Below are 16,893 nucleotides of genomic sequence, written 5' to 3'. Positions count from 1 at the left end.
CCTCGGATTCCGCGACCGATGCGGGACAGCGGGGCTCAGTAAGCGGGGCGATGGAAGTTGGGGAGGGGCGACAGGGGGTCGTCGTAGAGCAGCGAGAGCTGTTCGTCGCGGCCCTGGACGCGCAGCCACCACAGGGCGCGGGGGATCTCCGCGATGGATCCGATGCCGCGCAGGAAGTCGTCCACGGTGCGGATCAGCCGCTCACACTGCGGGCCGCACTCCTTCGCGTGCGGAGCCGTGGTCCACAGGGCGACGCCATGGCTCTCTGTCAGCAGCCGCGACATGATCTCCCGGCCGGGCCCATGGCTGACCGGGCCGCACAGAAAGGGGATGCCGCCGCGCGGGTGGACGCCCAGCGGCTCCCCCGCGGCGGGGAGTGGGAGGTACCAGGCGAGGAAGCTCTGCGCGTGCTGGAGGTTCTGCCAGGCCGCGGCTCCCGGGTTCAGGGTCGACGCACCCCGGTCCGTGTAGCGCAGGGTCACCGGGCGCTGCGAGCCCAGTGGCTGGGACGAGTCGGTGCCCCGCCAGGTGTGCGGTGCCAGGTCGAAGCCCGTCAGGGGCAGGGCGATCTCGACCGGCGCCGGGCAATGGGGCGTGTCGGCCTCACGCAGCGTCAGGCCGAGCGGCTCCGCCACCGCCTTGGGCAGCGCGTTGATCTTGATGGAGGACCGGCTCTCGCGCCGGGTCTCCCAGCCCTGGCCGCGGGCCAGCAGGACGGCCCACCGGTAGGAGGAGGTCCTGAGGAGCCCGCTCGCCACCGTGATCAGGACCTGGGCCTCGCGGTGGTGCACGCCGATGCCGACGCGGTACGAGTGTCTGATGGCCCGGGTCGCGCTCTCCGTGTCCCCCACCCGCCGGTATGCCTCCACGGCCGCTTTCCACTGGTTGCGCGCGTCGGTGTAGCGGCGCAGTTCCTCGTTCGCCCGGGCCCTGACCTCCAGGACCCGGGCCCGGCCGTAGTCGTCGGTCAGTTCCTCGAACAGCGGCGCTGCCTCCTCCGCCAGCGCGAGGGCGTCCTGCATGCCGCCGGAGTCGTAGAGGGCCTCGGCGCGGATGAGCAGCGCCCGTGCCGTGCCCGGGCGGTCGTCGAGCTCGCGGCAGATGTCGGTGGCCCGGCTCAGATACTCGAACCCCTCCGCGTACGCGCCCGTCTTCAGGAGGGCCACGCCGAGGTCCGTGCCCGCCTCGGCCTCGCCGCGGCGGTCGCCGACGCGCGTCATCCCGTCCAGTGCCCTGGTGTGCGCCGTCAGGGCGGTGGCCCAGTCGCCCCGCTCTGCGGCCACCAGGCCGAGGGCCTCGTGGGCCTTGGCCGCGCCCCAGGCGTCGCCGAGTTGCTCATGCAGGGTCAGGGCCAACTCGTGCGTCCGCGTCGCTTCGGCCAGTCGGCCCGTGCCGCGCAGCGCGGCGCCCCTCAGGTTCATCAGGTGCGCCCTCAGATGTGCGCTGACGTGCTGGTCCAGCGCGGTCGCACAGCAGTCCAGGCAGCGCTCGAAGTCCCGGCGCCAGTTCAGGTAGGCGCCCAGGAGCAGCACGAGGTCCGCGACATGGTCGGCGTCGGCGTACGCGGGCGCCTCCAGGGCCTGTGCGACCAGGTTGTCGCGCTCGCCGTCCAGCCAGGCCAGCGCGTCCTCACGGGCCCCGGGCCGGTTGTCGTCGGGGGGCGAGGCGCCCAGGCCCAGGTCCGTGACGGCCGCACGGGTCCGGTCGAGGCAGAAGGCCAGCAGGCGACGCCGTGCGCTCGTCGCCTCCTCCCGGACGGCCGGCCCCCTGCCGAGCACCTGGCGGACGTACTCCTTCGGCAGCGTCTCCACCCGGAGCCGTTCCGCGGGCCCCTGTTCCGCGGGCCCCTCCTGCACGATCAGGCCGGCCCCGTGCAGCCCCCGCACGGCCGCGTCGTGCCCGGCGAACAGCACGGCCACCGATTCCGTCCCGAGGTCGTCGCCCGGCGCCGCCGACAGCAGCCGCAGTGCCGTGCGCCAGGCCGGCGCAAGCCTCGCGTACTCGGTGTCGAAGGCGTTCCTGAGCTCGTCGAAGACATGGAAGATCCCGCCCGCCGACTCGGTACGGTCGAGCATCTGCGCGAGGGTTCCGGGGTACTGGGCGGCGAGCCGCAGGGCCAGGGGCACGCCTCCGCACAGGGCGGCCAGCCGCTGCGCCGCCTCGTTCTCGGGGCCGGCGGCACCGAGGACGGCCGTCGCGGCCTGGGGGGTGAGGGGCCTCAGCACCATGTGCCGCTCGTCGGGGGCCCCCGTCGCGGGGCGGGAGGTGACCAGGACGTGGAACCGGCTGCGGGCGGGAACGTCGTCCCAGGTGTCGTGCGCCTCGGCCCAGGTCGCCTCGTCGTGCACGACGAGCACCGGCTGCTGGCCGTCCCGCAACCGGGACACCGACCGGGCCACGGCGGCGGCCGCCTCCGGGCCGGGCGGGATCCAGTAGGCGCCGCCCGGGAACCAGCCGCGTTCCACGGCCTCGCGGGCCGCCGCCACCGCGAACACGGTCTTGCCGATGCCGGGCATGCCGGACACCAGGGTGAACCGCTCGGTCGAGATCCGCTCGGAGGGGTTCAGCAGCTTCAGCAGGTGGCCCGTCTCCGCGTCCCGTCCGGTGAAGGCCGCGGGTACGCGCGGCAGGGCCAGCCGGTCGATACGCGGGGCTTCGGTGCCGAGCACCGACCTCAGCACCTCCGTGGCGCGGTCGACCGCCGCCCGGCCGACCGCGCAGATCGTCAGGTGCTCGGCGGCGGGAGTGGTGTACGCGGTGTTGAGGCAGACCTGGTCCCGCCGGGTGTCCGGGCGCACGGGCTCGTAGTAGGCGCTGCTGCCCATGACCACGCGCGCCGACTCCACCAGGCGCGAGGAGGGCCGTACGACGATGCCGCTGCGCAGTTCGACCTCGGTGGCCACGACGACGTCGCCGTACTCCAGCCTGCGCCGCACGCCACGCCCGTGGACCAGGGACACCACCAGTGACACGCCGTGGCGCTGGCCGGCCGCCATGACCTCGCGCCGGAACTGCGGCGACTGCCAGTCGACGGACATGACGACCACCCGCCGCGCGGTGCCCACCAGGGTGCCGATCGTGTGGTCCGCGCTGAACTTCCGGTCGGTGAGCCGGGCGTACAGCGCGGCGTGCAGCCCGTCGGACCCGGCCAGCACCAGCACGGTCCCGGCCTCCTCCTCGGTCTCCTCCTCCACCTCGGCCCCGGGCCCGTCCGGATCGACCGGTCCGGGCAGCTCCACCTCGGTCCGCGGACCCGGCGGGAGCTGCCCGGCCGGGCTGGTCCGCACCGGCAGGCGTTCGCTGCGGAAGGGCACCCCGCCGGCGGTGATCAGCGTGAGCAGCAGTGCCGTGTCCTGGCCGGCGCCGGTCTCGTCCACGGAATAGGTGACGAAGCGGGCCGGGCCGTAGGTGCCGCCGAAGCGGTGGAGTACGAGGGTGGTGTCGCCGGCCGACTCGACGGCGAGGCCGGGGCCGCCCTCGACCATGCAGCCGATGGCGTACTCCTCGGTGTCGTACGGCCAGGCGTCGTTCTCGGCGTCGAACTCGACGTCGACGGTGACCAGGTACTTCTGCCCGCCCTCCACCTCCTCGGGCCAGCTGACGAGGGGCCGGAGCGGGACGGACGGCCGGTCCGCCGGTACGGTCATGCGCCCTCACCCCCTCCGCAGGCCCGCGCCGGTGGCGCCTCCAGGGCCAGTGTGGTCCCCGGATGGCCGAAGTAGGCGTAGGTGAAGCCGGCGAAGAAGGCCTTGATCTCCTCGTCGATCTCCTCGCCGGCCAGGGCGGCGGTGTCCCCCTGCCGGACGGCCGTCTCGGCCCGCCGGGCGTGGTACGCGCGGTTCTCCGTCAGGGCCGCGGCGAGGTTCACCGGGCCGTCCGCCGCCTGGGTGAGCAGCCGTGCCGCGAAGTCGTGGGCGTCCGCCTTGCTCACCTCCGCGAGCGTGGCGACGACCGCGCCGGCGCCCCATCTGAGGAAGACCTCGGCGAACGTGCAGGGCACGGCCGAGTTGTACCGGTGGTCCTCGGCGGTGCGCGCGGACACACAGGAGTTGATGAGGACGGCCGCCCCCGTCTCGAACAGGGCGGGCATCCGCCATTCGTCCGACAGCGCGGCGAGCGAGGCGTCACCGAGCAGGAACTTCTCGGGGTTCCGGGAGTAGTTGCCGTGGCAGCGCAGAAGGAGCAGCCCGAAGGCGGTGTACGGGTCCTCGAGGCGGGAGCGCAGCTCCGCCATGCGGCGGGACCGGGGCAGGACCTCGTGCCGGCCGACGCCGTCGTGCTCGGCGCGGAACTCCTCGTCCTCGTAGACGAGTACGCCGCCGCGGCAGTCCGTGCGGCGGGGGTCGTAGCGCTCGGCGCGGACGCCGTTCAGCACGGTGGGCCAGCGGATGACCGGGAGCGTGGCACCGATCCAGCCGCCCGTGCCGTCCGCCGCGTTCATGACCGCCGCGCCTCCGATCCGCTGCCGGTAGAGCAGCTCCCACGGGATCTCGTACGCCGTGTCGTCCCAGACCACCAGCTTGGGGCTCTCGGCCTGTTCCAGATGGTCGACCCACCCGATCAGTCTCGGCTCGTTCTTCCACCAGCCCTTGACCCGCCGGTAGGTGTCCCGCCACCCGATCTGCGCCGCCAGTTCGGCGAGGCGCGGCAGGCCCAGATCGGGTGGGCGACGCCGTTGGAAGTCGGTGTCGCGGTTCGCGCTCACCGTCTCTCCCCGGTAGTGGAAGTCGAGCTCGTAGTTCGGCTGGTCCGCGTACGGCCTGCTCTTGACGCGCAACAGGGCTGTGCCGTCCGGGAGTTGCTCGGACAAGGGGGCGTCTTCGACATCGAGGAGCGAGGTCGTGGAGGGCCCTCTGACGCCGTCGGGTTCGTCCCGGGAGGCGGCGGGCCGCTCGGTCCGCTCGAGGGCGGGCCTGCCCAGGTCCGCCTGTAACCAGCCGCGCAGGTTCATCGGTTCGGGTGTCATGACAGCGCCCCCGGTCGGCGCCGGGGTGTGACGAGGAGCGTCGCGCCGAGGGCCTCGGCGAGTTCGGCGGGCAGTTCCGCGTACTGGTCGAGGTCGGGCGCGACGACCACCGCGCGCATCCGGTTCAGCGTGGCCGCCGTGGCCGCGACGCGCAGGGCGTCGTCGACGCCCTCCCGGCGCACCCCGCTCGGCGGGCGCCCGCGCAGACTGGCCTCCAGGGGCACGTTGCCCCGGCCGTCCGTGACGACGACGAACAGCACCTCGTCGACCACCGCGCGTCCCCGGCGCAGGAAGCGGCGCAGTTCGTGGACGCCGAGGTCGAGGGCGTGGGCGAGCGGGCTGGCCGTGCCCGGGGCCCGCTCGAGGGCCTCGAGGAGACCGGGGTGGAGCAGCGAGGGCGCCCGGAAGCGTTCCGCGCACAGTTCGAGTTCGGCGGTGCGGTGGCCGAACTCCACCACCGTCACGGCCGCGTTCGACTCGTAGGCCCAGCGCAGGTGCGGAGCCAGCGCGGGCGCGGGATCCCAGTCGCGGCAGGAGTGGTCGAGGACGAGCACCAGGGCGTGCGCCGGTTCGGGGCGGCGGCGGTACTGCCGCAGGTTTTCCGCCCGCAGGGCGAGCGGACGGTCCGGGTGGGCCTGGCCGCCCTGGTGGGCCTGGCCGTCCGGGCGGTCCGCGGTGAGCAGCCGGGACATGGCGGCCTCGACCATGCTCGGCACCAGGGCGAGGTCGTGCACGTCACGGGCCCGCATCGTCCCCACCGGCCGGCCGTTGAGCCGCTTGGCCGCGGTGCGGCGGCGGCCCGGCGGGCGCAGCGAGCCCGGCTGGGGCAGGGCGTCCGGTGAGTCCTCGGGGTACGGGGCCGGCGGCACGCGCGGGGCGACCGGGGTCGGGGACAGCGGGAGCGGCGGCTCGGGATCGGCCACGGGGGTGGGCACCGGAGGGGCCGCGGGTGGCTGCGGCTCCTTGGCCGGCTGGGGTTCGGCCGCGGCGGGGTGCGGGCGGGGCGGGGGTTCCTGGCGCGGTTCGAACGGGACGTGCGGGGCCATGATGCCGAGCAGGGCGGCGGCTTCCATGACGTGCCGCACCTCGGTACGGGGTGCGCCCGCCCGGGCCGCCAGGGCGCGGGCGACGCGGGCGAGGGCCAGGCCGCGCCGCATGCCGACCGTCGCGGGGACCAGGGCGGCGACGCGTTCGGCGGCGCCCGGCGTCAGGAGGGGGCGGGGTCCGTCCGCCGGTATCGGCGGGAGGAACGGGAGCGCCCGGACCAGGCTGTCGCGCTCGGCGGGCAGGTCCCAGAACCGCTCGGTGCCGAGCCCCCACAGGATGTCGTTGAGCGGCTCGGCCTCGATGCGCAGCGGGAACCGGTCCAGCAGGTGCGGGGAGAGCCGGCCGGCCTCGGTGCGGTCGACGGCCGCCAGCCAGCGGGCCCTCGGATGCCAGCGAAGGCTGTGCCCGTGCATCTCCACGTGGCCCGCCTCGGCGCCGATCAGCGTCACGGCGGCCCGTACGACGGCGGGCCCGGCCTGGCCCAGGTCGGGGACGAGGAGCACCGGAGGGGGGCCGCCGGGTTTCTCGACCAGCAGGCCCGGCACGAGACGCAGTCCGTCGGCGTCCAGCCGGGGGCGCAGCCACAGTTCGTCCTCGCCCAGCCAGGAGCCCAGGGTGCGGACGTCGTCGTCGGAACCCGGGGTGCGGGCGTCGGCGCCGGAGCCCAGCGGGCGGGTATCCACGCCGGCGCCCAGGGCGCGGGCATCCGCGTCGGCGCCCAGGGTGCCGACGTCCGCGCCGGAGCCCAGCGGGCGGACGTCCGCGCCGGAGCCCAGGTGTGCGGCCAGCCAGGCGCCCAGGGCGGGCAGGAGTTCCGGGTCGAGGTCCAGGAAGAGCAGGCCCCCCGCGCCCGGTTCCGCGGCCAGGCAGGACAGCAGGGTCAGGGCGCGGGTGACCGGGAGGGGCGGCGGTTCGGCGGGCGCCGCGGGCTTCGGCGTGCCGGCGCGGGCGGAACCCGCTCGGGGGGCGCCGGAGGGCGGGGTGGCGCCGCGGTCGGCCGGGGCGGGCACGGCGTACGGCGGTGAGGGCTTCTCTCCGTCCGGCTCGGGCCGGGCGTCCAGGGGGCGGTCCTGCATGGATCAGCCCCGGATGTCCGCGAGCAGGTCCCGCACCTGCGCGTTGTCCTCGTCACCCCACAGCGGCAGGGTGCCCGTGTCGCCCCGCCCACGGCGGTGGAAAAGGGCCGGTTTCGCCACGTCGGCGAGGTGGCGCAGGGTCACGCTGGGGGCGCCCTGGATGGCGGCGAGTGCCCGTGCGGCTCTCAGCAGCACGATCTCGCCGCGGTGCCCGGCGAGTTGGAAGCCCTCGGCGAGGGCGGCGCAGCCGGCGTAGACGGCGGAACCGCACTCGACGTGGTCGAGGCGGGCGCGGGCCGCGTCGAGGACGGCGCGCTTCTCGGCGTCGGCCCGTGCCGCCTCCGCCATCCACTGCGAGCCGGGATCGCCGCGTTCGGCCTCGAACCTGAGCACCCGCTCCACGATGAGCTGCCGCTTGCGGGCCTCCGACTCGGACTCGACGGCGGCCACCAGACCGAACCGGTCGAGGAGTTGGGGCCGCAGTCCGCCCTCGTCCGGGTTCATGGTGCCCACCAGGGTGAACTCCACGTGCTGCGTCTGTTCCGAGCGGTGGTCGCGCTCCAGCGCGAGGATGCCCGTGGAGGCCGCGTCCAGGATGATGTTGACCAGGTAGTCGTCGAGGAGGTTGATCTCGTCGACGTACAGCATGTGGGACTTGGACTTCGAGGCCTGTACGAGCAGGCCGTCGAACTTGCGGGGTTTGCCCTTCATCAGTTCCTTGATGCGCCAGCCGCCGAGCACCCGGTCGTCCGTGGCGCCGATCGGCATCGTCACGGGCAGCCCGCCCACCGCCATCTTGGTGAAGGCGCGCACGGTGGTCGTCTTGGCGGTGCCGCGCTGCCCGGTGGCGAGCACACCGCCGACGGCCCGGCAGACGTAGGCGATCTCCAGCGCGGTGCGCAGCTCGTCCTGGCCGACGATCAGCGAGTAGGGCAGCACGGTGGCGAGGGCGGCGGCCTCCTGCTCCGCTTCGTGTGCGGCGTCGGCAGCGTGCTCCGCGTCGTGAGCGGCGTCCGTACCGTGCTCCGCGGAGTGCCCCGCGGAATGCTCGATGGCGTCCTCGCCGGGGCCGGTACCGCCCTCGCCGGTGCCGTGGCCGTAGTCGTCCCGTACGTCGTTCGCGTCCGTCATGGTTGTCCCTGTCCCCCGGTCGTGCCCTGATCCTGGTGCGCGGTGTAGCGGAAGGCGGCCGGCAGCGGCACGCCCTGACGCCAGAGGTCGCACCATGCCTCGGCGGTCTTGCGTTCGTCCTCGGGAGCGCCGGGGCGGCGGCCGCCGAGGGCCTCCAGCAGGGCGAACCGGTGCAGGTCGAAGGCGACGTGGACGGACTCGCCGTACGCGAGGGCCGCCTGCACCGCCCCCCGGTACGCCACCCACGACACGAGCAGCGGGACGAGTGCCAGCGCCAGCCACCAGCCGGTCCGCATCAGGACGACCGCGGCGGCCAGGGCCGTGACGGCGGTGGTCACCGCCATCCTGGCCGCCGCGTCCACGGTGTCCCGGCGGTCGTCGACGACCGCGCGGGTCTGTTCGCCCAGCAGCGGGTAGAGCCGGGGCCAGGCCACCACGGCGTCGTAACCGAACGCGCGGCCCGCGGTGTCCTCGGCGGCGGCCAGCGCGTTGCCCAGCGCGGTGGGGCGGACCAGGTGGTCGCGCAGGGGGTAGCGGCGGCGCAGCTCGGTGCCCGCGACGCCCGCGCGCTGGACGGCGTCCGGAGCGAAGGCGGGCGTGGGCGGCGGCCCGGCGCCCGGTGCGCCCGGTGGCAGGACGACGACGGCGGACAGTGTCGCCCGCCGCTCCCAGGACCGCTTGCGGCGCAGCTGCCGGGCGCGTACCCGGAAAGCCTGTCCCAGCCGGCCCGGCCAGGCTCCTTCGAGCAGGCGCACCAGGGAGGTCTGCAGCGGGGCGAGCAGGACGGCGAGGAGGGTGACGCCCAGCACGAGGAGGACCGTCTCCCCCACACCCAGCGCGGCGGCCGTGTCCCAGGCCCGCGAGAAGCGGAGCCCCCCGCCGGCCGGGGGGTGCCAGGCGCGCGCGCCGGCCCAGAACAGCAGGGCGAGGAAGAAGACCGCCGCGTACGTCGGCAGGTAGCCCACCAGGAAGAACCGCCGGCCCGCCCCGAGCCCGGCGGGTGGCTGCATGGAGGAGCCGAGCTTCATCGGACCAGCTCCATCGTGCCGTGGGCGGCGCAGCGGGGGAGGTCTCCGGCGTCGTAGTACGCGCGCGCCGCGCCCGATCCGCAGGTGGGGCAGGCGAACAGCAGGACCCGGTACCCCGTCGACGTGCCGAGCAGTGCGGCACGGTCGCCGGCGCCCCAGTCCGCGGCGGCTCCCGGCTCGCCGCCCGCGGAGCCGAGGGCGTCACGCGCCCTGGCTCGGCTGCTGATCCCGACTCCCCGCCCGTCGGCGGCGCCGGGGACGCGGATGGCGACGCCCCGGTACTCGGGATGCTCGTCGAAGAGCGCCGAGATCCGGCGGGCGACCTGCGGTGCGCGGTCATGCCGCGGATCGACCTCGACGGCGCCCTCGTACGTGGTCAGCGCGTGGTCCAGGAGACCCCCGTACACGTTCCGCGCCAGCTCGACCGCGTCAGTGCCTGACATCGGCCCACACTCCCCCCGTGGTGCGGCCGGTCCACGACGTCAACGTCACACGCCGTGTCTCGACGAATGCTGATTGTACGGAGATCCTTCCCACTGGGGAGGCCACTTGCCCCAACTCCACACAACTGTCCCCGCGCGCCACGGCGTCGGCGGCGTCGGCGTCGGCGGCGGCGTTGGCTGCGTTGTCAGTGGGCTCGGCTACGGTTTCCGCATGGCTGCCCGTACCAAGTCCACCAAGGACCGCCCGTCCTACCGCTGCACCGAATGCGGCTGGCAGACGGCCAAGTGGCTCGGCCGTTGCCCCGAGTGCCAGGCGTGGGGGACGGTCGAGGAGTACGGGGCGCCCGCGGTGCGTACGACGGCGCCGGGGCGGGTCACCAGTTCCGCGGTGCCCATCGGGCAGATCGACGGGCGGCAGGCGACCGCGCGCTCGACCGGGGTGCCCGAGCTGGACCGGGTGCTCGGGGGCGGGCTGGTGCCGGGCGCGGTGGTGCTGCTCGCGGGCGAGCCGGGCGTGGGCAAGTCGACGCTGCTGCTGGACGTCGCGGCGAAGTCGGCGAGTGACGAGCATCGCACCCTTTATGTGACGGGCGAGGAGTCGGCGAGCCAGGTGCGGCTGCGCGCCGACCGGATCAACGCCATCGACGACCACCTGTACCTCGCGGCCGAGACCGATCTGGCGGCCGTGCTCGGGCACTTGGACGCGGTCAAGCCGTCCCTGCTGATCCTGGACTCCGTGCAGACGGTCGCCTCCCCGGAGATCGACGGTGCGCCCGGCGGCATGGCCCAGGTGCGGGAGGTGGCCGGCGCCCTCATCCGCGCCTCCAAGGAACGCGGCATGTCCACGCTGCTGGTGGGCCATGTCACCAAGGACGGGGCGATCGCCGGACCCCGGCTGCTGGAGCACCTCGTGGACGTGGTGCTGCACTTCGAGGGCGACCGGCACGCCCGGCTCCGCCTGGTGCGGGGCGTGAAGAACCGGTACGGGGCCACCGACGAGGTCGGCTGCTTCGAACTGCACGACGAGGGCATCACCGGACTCGCCGACCCGAGCGGGCTTTTCCTGACCCGTCGTGACGAACCGGTCCCCGGTACGTGCCTGACGGTGACCCTGGAGGGCCGCCGCCCGCTGGTCGCGGAGGTGCAGGCCCTCACCGTCGACTCGCAGATTCCCTCCCCGCGGCGGACGACGTCCGGCCTCGAGACCTCACGCGTGTCGATGATGCTCGCCGTGCTGGAGCAGCGGGGCCGGATCAGCGCCCTCGGCAAGCGGGACATCTACTCCGCGACGGTCGGCGGTGTGAAGCTGTCGGAGCCGGCCGCCGACCTCGCCGTCGCCCTCGCGCTGGCCTCCGCCGCCAGCGACACCCCGCTGCCGAAGAACCTCGTCGCCATCGGCGAGGTCGGCCTCGCGGGCGAGGTCAGACGGGTCACGGGCGTGCAGCGCAGGCTCGCCGAGGCGCACCGGCTGGGCTTCACGCACGCGCTCGTGCCGGGCGATCCGGGCAAGGTCCCGGCCGGGATGAAGGTGCTGGAAGTGGCCGACATAGGAGACGCGCTGCGGGTCCTCCCCCGGTCCCGTCGCCGAGAGGCCCCACGGGACGCGGAGGACCGCCGGTAGACTTTGCCCTGGTCTCGCCCGTCCGTACGAACCGAGTGCGCGAAACGGGAGCGCCCAAGAACCTGCGACCGGAGGAGTGCAGTGGCAGCCAACGACCGGGCGGCAGCTCCCGGAAAGTCCGGTGGGAGTTCCCGTGCCGACGGCCTGATGCGCGCCTCGCTGAGCGCCGTGGCGCCCGGCACGGCCCTGCGTGACGGCCTCGAACGGGTGCTGCGCGGCAACACCGGCGGACTCATCGTGCTCGGCTTCGACAAGACGGTCGAGACCATGTGCACGGGCGGTTTCGTGCTGGACGTCGACTTCACGGCGACTCGGCTGCGCGAGCTGTGCAAGCTCGACGGCGGCATCGTGATCTCCTCCGACCTGTCGAAGATCCTGCGGGCGGGCGTGCAGTTCGTGCCCGACGCGACGATCCCCACGGAGGAGACGGGCACCCGGCACCGCACGGCGGACCGGGTCAGCAAGCAGGTCGGCTTCCCTGTGGTCTCCGTCTCCCAGTCGATGCGGCTGATCGCCCTGTACGTCGGCGGGCAGCGCCGCGTCCTGGAGGACTCCGCGGCGATCCTGTCCCGCGCGAACCAGGCCCTGGCCACGCTGGAGCGGTACAAGCTCCGCCTGGACGAGGTCGCGGGCACGCTGTCGGCGCTGGAGATCGAGGACCTGGTGACCGTCCGGGACGTCTCCGCCGTCGCGCAGCGCCTGGAGATGGTGCGCCGCATCGCCACCGAAATCGCCGAATACGTGGTCGAACTGGGCACCGACGGGCGGCTCCTCGCCCTGCAGCTCGACGAGTTGATCGCGGGCGTGGAACCGGAGCGCGAGCTGGTCGTCCGGGACTACGTACCGGAGCCCACCGCCAAGCGCTCCCGCACGGTCGACGAGGCCCTCTACGAGCTGGACGCCCTCTCCCACGCCGAGCTGCTCGAGATGCCCACGGTCGCCCGCGCGCTCGGCTACACCGGCTCGCCCGAGACCCTCGACTCCGCGGTGTCGCCGCGCGGCTTCCGGCTGCTGGCCAAGGTGCCGCGGCTGCCCGGCGCGATCATCGACCGGCTCGTGGAGCACTTCGGCGGCCTCCAGAAGCTGCTCGCCGCGAGCGTCGACGACCTCCAGACCGTCGACGGCGTGGGCGAGGCCCGGGCCCGCAGCGTACGGGAGGGCCTGTCACGACTGGCGGAGTCGTCGATCCTGGAGCGTTACGTCTGACGTCGGCCAGCACTGTATTCAGCCCGTCCGGAGGTGCCCCCTCTGGGGGAGTTTGAGGACGAGGCCGCTCAGGCCGACAGGGGGTCCGGGGGGCGAAGCCCCCTGGCACCGAGACGGGACCAGCTAGTCCGCCGACAGCACGAACGACGTCTGCGCCGAGGCGAACCCCGTGGCCTTGGCCTCCACCAGATACGTCCCCGCCTTCGCCGACCCCACCGGCGGCGTCGCACACTCCGGAACACTCGGCTTCCGGTCCCACTTCACCGTGTACGTGATCGCGCTGTCCGCCGGCACCCGGAAGACCAGCCCGCCCGCGCCCTTGGGGCAGTCCGCGGACGACCAGTAGTCGTCGCTGTCGTCGGCCTGGGTGATGGTCAGCACGGCCTTCTTGGGACCGAGGTCGATCTTGCAGTCGCTCCCGGCGGTGTTCTTCGCGGTGAGTTCGAAGGCGGGGGTCTGGCCGGGCGAGTAGGTGTTGTGGACGCTGCGCAGGCTCAACGTGACTGCTCCGGCGGAACAGTTGGGCAGGTTGGAGGACGCCGGAAGCGTGTCCCCCGTACCGACGCCGACGCCGCCGGAACCGGATCCGGAGCCTGAAGAACCGGACCCGCCCGAAGTGCCGGACCCCCCGGCCCCCGTGCCGTCCCCCGAGCCGGACGATCCACCGGAGCCGCTCGACCCGCCGCTCCCGGTGCCCCCGCTCCCCGACTCGTCGCGCCCGCCCGGGTGTTGGCTGATCGCCGGGCCCGAGTCGGACGGTCCCGGTGTGATCGAGGGCGCGGGGTTCTTTCCGTCGGACCCTCCGGCATGGTTCTTGCCGCCGGAGCCGCCCGAGGTGACTATCCAGGTGATCAGCAGCGCCAACACGGCGACCACCGACACCAGTACGACCCTCCGTCGCCAGTAGATGGAGGAGGGGAGCGGCCCGACCGGATTGCGCAGAGATCCCACGGCGCAAACCTTACGAGAGATCGCGCCGCTTGCTGGCCTCACCCGCCGCCCGGATCACAACTTTTCCGGATCATCATTCCGGTAACTGCGCACACGGGGGCTCCTGTTCCAGCCCTGCTCCGACCCCTGTCCCGCCCGCGCCCGCCCACCGGCCCCTCCGCGCCGCCCGTCAACCCGGCGCGCCCCGCCCGGGCCGGTCCGCAAACCGGACGGAAGCAACCCGTGGCAGGATCGGAGGTGCCATGACTGAGAAGCTCCACACCCCCGTGATCGCCTGGTTCGACGCCCACGCCCGCGACCTCCCCTGGCGCCGCCCGGAGGCGGGCCCCTGGGGTGTGATGGTCAGCGAGTTCATGCTCCAGCAGACGCCGGTCAGCCGTGTGCTGCCGGTGTACGAGGAGTGGCTGTCCCGCTGGCCCCGCCCGGCGGACCTCGCCAAGGACGCCCCCGGCGAGGCGGTCCGCGCCTGGGGCCGGCTCGGCTACCCGCGCCGCGCCCTGCGGCTGCACGGCGCCGCGGTCGCCATAACGGAACGGCACGGTGGGGACGTACCGACGGACCACGCGCAACTGCTCGCGCTGCCCGGCATCGGCGAGTACACGGCGGCGGCGGTGGCCTCGTTCGCGTACGGGCAGCGGCACGCGGTGCTGGACACCAACGTCCGCCGGGTGTTCGCCCGGGCGGTCACGGGGGTGCAGTACCCGCCGAACGCCACGACGGCGGCCGAGCGCAAGCTCGCCCGTTCCCTGCTGCCCCAGGACGAGGGAATCGCCGCCCGCTGGGCCGCCGCCTCCATGGAGTTGGGCGCGCTGGTGTGCACGGCGAAGAACGAGGGCTGCCACCGCTGCCCGATCTCGGCCCAGTGCGCCTGGCGGCTGGCGGGCAAGCCGGAGCACGCGGGACCGCCGCGCCGGGGCCAGACGTATGCCGGTACCGACCGCCAGGTCCGCGGCAAGCTGCTGGCGGTGCTGCGCGACGCGCATGTCCCGGTGCCGCAGGCGGTGCTGGACCGGGTGTGGCACGAGCCGGTGCAGCGGGCGCGCGCCCTCGACGGGCTCGTCGCGGACGGTCTGGTGGAGCCGCTGCCGGGCGGTCTGTACCGGCTGCCGTTGGGCTGACGCACAGCCACATCACAGGGCCGGGGGCTCCGTTACGGACGCTCCCGGCCATCAAATCGCCCTGAACCGGGGCTTTTTAGCCCTCCCTCTTACCCCGAACTCATTTCCGTTACACAACCGACGGACAGCCGAGTGCTACCCGAAGGCTCGCTCGGACAGCCCCGTGACAACCGCTCCGTAACTTCTTCCCTGTGCCCGGCAGACCACCGGGGACGACAGGCACGGGGCCGGAGAAAAAACGGGGAACGGAGGCGGTTGATCATGGCGCAGGGCGAGGTGCTCGAGTTCGAGGAGTACGTCCGCACTCGGCAGGACGCGCTGCTGCGCAGCGCCCGCCGACTGGTGCCGGACCCGGTCGACGCCCAGGACCTGCTGCAGACGGCGCTGGTCCGGACGTACGGCCGCTGGGAGGGCATCGCGGACAAGCGGCTCGCGGACGCCTATCTGCGCCGGGTCATGATCAACACGCGGACCGAGTGGTGGCGGGCGCGGAAGCTGGAGGAGGTCCCCACCGAGCAGCTGCCGGACGCCTGTGTGGACGACTCCACCGAGCAGCACGCGGACCGGGCCCTGCTGATGGACATCATGAAGGTTCTCGCTCCGAAGCAGCGCAGCGTCGTCGTGCTGCGACACTGGGAGCAGATGTCCACGGAGGAGACCGCCGCGGCCCTCGGCATGTCGGCCGGAACGGTCAAGAGCACGCTGCACCGGGCGCTCGCCCGGCTCCGCGAGGAGCTGGAGGCCCGCGATCTGGACGCACGCGCGCTGGAGCGTGAGGAGCGGGAGCGTTGCGCGGCCTGATCGGGTCCGGGCCCAGCTGGGCCCGACTCAGCTTGCAGGCGGCGATCACGGCGACGGCCGTGCTCGCCGCCCTCGGCCTTTTCGCCGCCGCCTGTGCGACCGGCGGCACCGGTACCCGGGACGAGGGCCCGGCGCACTCCGACTCGGTGGCCGGCGTCGGGGCCTCCCCCGTGCCCAGCCCCTCCGACACCTTCCGGCGGGTGGACGCGGTCGCGCTCGTGAAGGACGACCCGAAGGTCTCCGAATCGGTCAAGCGGGACCTCAAGCCGTGCTCCGGCGACGACTACCCGGTCGACGTGACCTACGGCAACCTGACCGGTGGCAGCGTCGACGACGTCGTTGTCAATGTGCTGACCTGCGGCGACGCGGTGGGTCTGGGGGCGTATGTGTACCGCGCGCAGAGCGGCGGGTACGAGAATGTGTTCAGGGCCGAGGAGTCCCCGGTGTACGCGGAGATCGACCGGGGCGACCTGATGGTGACCAAACAGGTGTACGAGAAGGGTGACCCGGTGTCGAACCCGTCCGGCGAGAACGTGATCACGTACAGCTGGGCCACGGGACGCTTCATCCAGGAGACCTTCCACCACACCGACTACGGCAACGCGGTCGGGGGCGACGCGACTCCGGTGCCGAGCACCTGACTCCGGGGCCGGGCAGCGGGCTTCGGTGCCGGGCACGGGGTTTCGGAGCCGGGCACGGGGTTTCGGAGCCGGACACCTGAGTGAACCGCTCCGCCGCGCCCTGCGTCACATGTTCGAGAGCGCGACATTCGTACGAGGACTGAGAGCACCGGGATGGCAGACCAGACCCACGTCCTGTTCGTGGAGGACGACGACGTCATCCGCGAGGCCACACAGCTCGCCCTGGAGCGGGACGGCTTCGCGGTCACCGCGAAGCCCGACGGGCTGTCCGGCCTGGAGTCGTTCCGGGCGGACCGGCCCGACATCGCGCTGCTGGACGTCATGGTCCCGGGCCTGGACGGGGTCAGCCTGTGCCGCCGCATCCGCGACGAGTCGACGGTGCCGGTGATCATGCTGTCGGCGCGCGCCGACTCCATCGACGTCGTGCTGGGCCTGGAGGCGGGCGCCGACGACTATGTGACCAAGCCGTTCGACGGCGCCGTGCTGGTCGCCCGGATCCGCGCGGTGCTGCGCCGCTTCGGGCACGCGGGCGGCGGGGACCGGGGGGACGGCGCCGCTTCCCCGGTGGACGGCGGGCTGCTGACCTTCGGTGAGCTGGAGGTCGACACCGAGGGCATGGAGGTGCGGCGGGCCGGGCAGCCGGTGGCGCTCACCCCGACCGAGATGCGGCTGCTGCTGGAGTTCTCCTCGGCGCCGGGGACCGTGCTCTCGCGGGACAAGCTGCTGGAACGCGTGTGGGACTACGGCTGGGGCGGGGACACCCGGGTCGTCGACGTCCATGTGCAGCGGCTGCGGACCAAGATCGGCCAGGACCGGATCGAGACGGTCCGCGGTTTCGGTTACAAGCTGAAGGCCTGAGCGGGG

General features: G+C 73.6%; 13 protein-coding genes. 6 read left to right on the top strand and 7 right to left on the bottom strand.

Features of this window, described 5'->3' with window-relative positions:
- Positions 1 to 35: 35 nt before the first annotated feature.
- The 6 genes from ACH45E_RS11280 to ACH45E_RS11255 are packed head-to-tail and all read right to left on the bottom strand — an operon-like array spanning position 36 to position 9,691.
- Positions 36 to 3,647 (bottom strand): tetratricopeptide repeat protein, encoded by a 3,612-nt coding sequence (locus tag ACH45E_RS11280; protein ID WP_361445938.1) that lies wholly within the window; start codon positions 3,645 to 3,647, stop codon positions 36 to 38.
- Complete coding sequence (locus ACH45E_RS11275; protein WP_361445941.1) at positions 3,644 to 4,966, bottom strand: hypothetical protein; 1,323 nt, start codon at positions 4,964 to 4,966, stop codon at positions 3,644 to 3,646. Before ACH45E_RS11275 ends, ACH45E_RS11280 begins: the two co-directional genes overlap by 4 nt.
- Positions 4,963 to 7,089: a hypothetical protein gene (locus ACH45E_RS11270; RefSeq protein WP_361445944.1), complete on the bottom strand. Its 2,127-nt coding sequence runs from the start codon at positions 7,087 to 7,089 to the stop codon at positions 4,963 to 4,965. The genes ACH45E_RS11275 and ACH45E_RS11270 overlap by 4 nt, the downstream gene beginning before the upstream one ends.
- A 3-nt stretch (positions 7,090 to 7,092) precedes the next feature.
- Positions 7,093 to 8,220: an AAA family ATPase gene (locus tag ACH45E_RS11265; protein ID WP_361445947.1), complete on the bottom strand. Its 1,128-nt coding sequence runs from the start codon at positions 8,218 to 8,220 to the stop codon at positions 7,093 to 7,095.
- Entirely contained in the window at positions 8,217 to 9,248 is a 1,032-nt protein-coding gene (locus ACH45E_RS11260; protein ID WP_361445950.1) for a hypothetical protein, read from the bottom strand. The genes ACH45E_RS11265 and ACH45E_RS11260 overlap by 4 nt, the downstream gene beginning before the upstream one ends.
- The gene (locus ACH45E_RS11255; RefSeq protein ID WP_361445953.1) at positions 9,245 to 9,691 is read right to left on the bottom strand and encodes a hypothetical protein; all 447 of its coding nucleotides are present in this window, start codon (positions 9,689 to 9,691) and stop codon (positions 9,245 to 9,247) included. The genes ACH45E_RS11260 and ACH45E_RS11255 overlap by 4 nt, the downstream gene beginning before the upstream one ends.
- A gap of 211 nt (positions 9,692 to 9,902) precedes the next feature.
- Between ACH45E_RS11255 and radA the strand changes: the two genes are divergently transcribed.
- Both radA and disA read left to right on the top strand, forming a co-directional pair.
- A complete protein-coding gene (gene radA, locus ACH45E_RS11250) occupies positions 9,903 to 11,312 on the top strand; it encodes a DNA repair protein RadA (protein ID WP_361445956.1) in 1,410 nt (469 codons plus the stop codon).
- An 81-nt stretch (positions 11,313 to 11,393) separates the two neighbouring features.
- On the top strand, positions 11,394 to 12,518 hold the full coding sequence (gene disA / locus ACH45E_RS11245) for a DNA integrity scanning diadenylate cyclase DisA (RefSeq protein WP_361445959.1): 1,125 nt from the start codon (positions 11,394 to 11,396) through the stop codon (positions 12,516 to 12,518).
- Positions 12,519 to 12,641: 123 nt separating this feature from the next.
- Here disA and ACH45E_RS11240 read toward each other — a convergent pair whose 3' ends face one another.
- Positions 12,642 to 13,469 carry a hypothetical protein gene (locus tag ACH45E_RS11240; protein WP_361445962.1) on the bottom strand — a complete coding sequence of 276 codons (828 nt, stop codon included), beginning with the start codon at positions 13,467 to 13,469 and terminating at the stop codon, positions 12,642 to 12,644.
- Positions 13,470 to 13,711: 242 nt separating this feature from the next.
- Between ACH45E_RS11240 and ACH45E_RS11235 the strand changes: the two genes are divergently transcribed.
- The 4 genes from ACH45E_RS11235 to cseB all read left to right on the top strand — a co-directional run bounded on the left by ACH45E_RS11235 (position 13,712) and on the right by cseB (position 16,887).
- On the top strand, positions 13,712 to 14,587 hold the full coding sequence (locus ACH45E_RS11235) for an A/G-specific adenine glycosylase (RefSeq protein ID WP_361445965.1): 876 nt from the start codon (positions 13,712 to 13,714) through the stop codon (positions 14,585 to 14,587).
- 261 nt (positions 14,588 to 14,848) lie between these two features.
- Entirely contained in the window at positions 14,849 to 15,388 is a 540-nt protein-coding gene (locus ACH45E_RS11230; RefSeq protein WP_132856486.1) for a SigE family RNA polymerase sigma factor, read from the top strand.
- A complete protein-coding gene (locus tag ACH45E_RS11225) occupies positions 15,376 to 16,029 on the top strand; it encodes a hypothetical protein (RefSeq protein ID WP_361445968.1) in 654 nt (217 codons plus the stop codon). Before ACH45E_RS11230 ends, ACH45E_RS11225 begins: the two co-directional genes overlap by 13 nt.
- A 153-nt stretch (positions 16,030 to 16,182) precedes the next feature.
- Positions 16,183 to 16,887 (top strand): two-component system response regulator CseB, encoded by a 705-nt coding sequence (gene cseB / locus ACH45E_RS11220; protein ID WP_361445971.1) that lies wholly within the window; start codon positions 16,183 to 16,185, stop codon positions 16,885 to 16,887.
- Positions 16,888 to 16,893: the final 6 nt, after the last annotated feature.

Source organism: Streptomyces sp. NPDC020299 (genome assembly GCF_044387825.1).
Lineage (GTDB): Bacteria > Actinomycetota > Actinomycetes > Streptomycetales > Streptomycetaceae > Streptomyces.
The sequence above is the reverse complement of the archived record's forward strand: the minus strand, read 5'-3'. Positions and strand labels throughout refer to the sequence as shown.

Bases quoted from the DNA above. Each gene is read 5' to 3' on its own strand.
- ACH45E_RS11280 (WP_361445938.1), bottom strand. From the start codon at position 3,647: ATGACCGTACCGGCGGACCGGCCGTCCGTCCCGCTCCGGCCCCTCGTC.
- ACH45E_RS11275 (WP_361445941.1), bottom strand. From the start codon at position 4,966: ATGACACCCGAACCGATGAACCTGCGCGGCTGGTTACAGGCGGACCTG.
- ACH45E_RS11270 (WP_361445944.1), bottom strand. From the start codon at position 7,089: ATGCAGGACCGCCCCCTGGACGCCCGGCCCGAGCCGGACGGAGAGAAG.
- ACH45E_RS11265 (WP_361445947.1), bottom strand. From the start codon at position 8,220: ATGACGGACGCGAACGACGTACGGGACGACTACGGCCACGGCACCGGC.
- ACH45E_RS11260 (WP_361445950.1), bottom strand. From the start codon at position 9,248: ATGAAGCTCGGCTCCTCCATGCAGCCACCCGCCGGGCTCGGGGCGGGC.
- ACH45E_RS11255 (WP_361445953.1), bottom strand. From the start codon at position 9,691: ATGTCAGGCACTGACGCGGTCGAGCTGGCGCGGAACGTGTACGGGGGT.
- radA (WP_361445956.1), top strand. From the start codon at position 9,903: ATGGCTGCCCGTACCAAGTCCACCAAGGACCGCCCGTCCTACCGCTGC.
- ACH45E_RS11235 (WP_361445965.1), top strand. From the start codon at position 13,712: ATGACTGAGAAGCTCCACACCCCCGTGATCGCCTGGTTCGACGCCCAC.
- ACH45E_RS11230 (WP_132856486.1), top strand. From the start codon at position 14,849: ATGGCGCAGGGCGAGGTGCTCGAGTTCGAGGAGTACGTCCGCACTCGG.
- cseB (WP_361445971.1), top strand. From the start codon at position 16,183: ATGGCAGACCAGACCCACGTCCTGTTCGTGGAGGACGACGACGTCATC.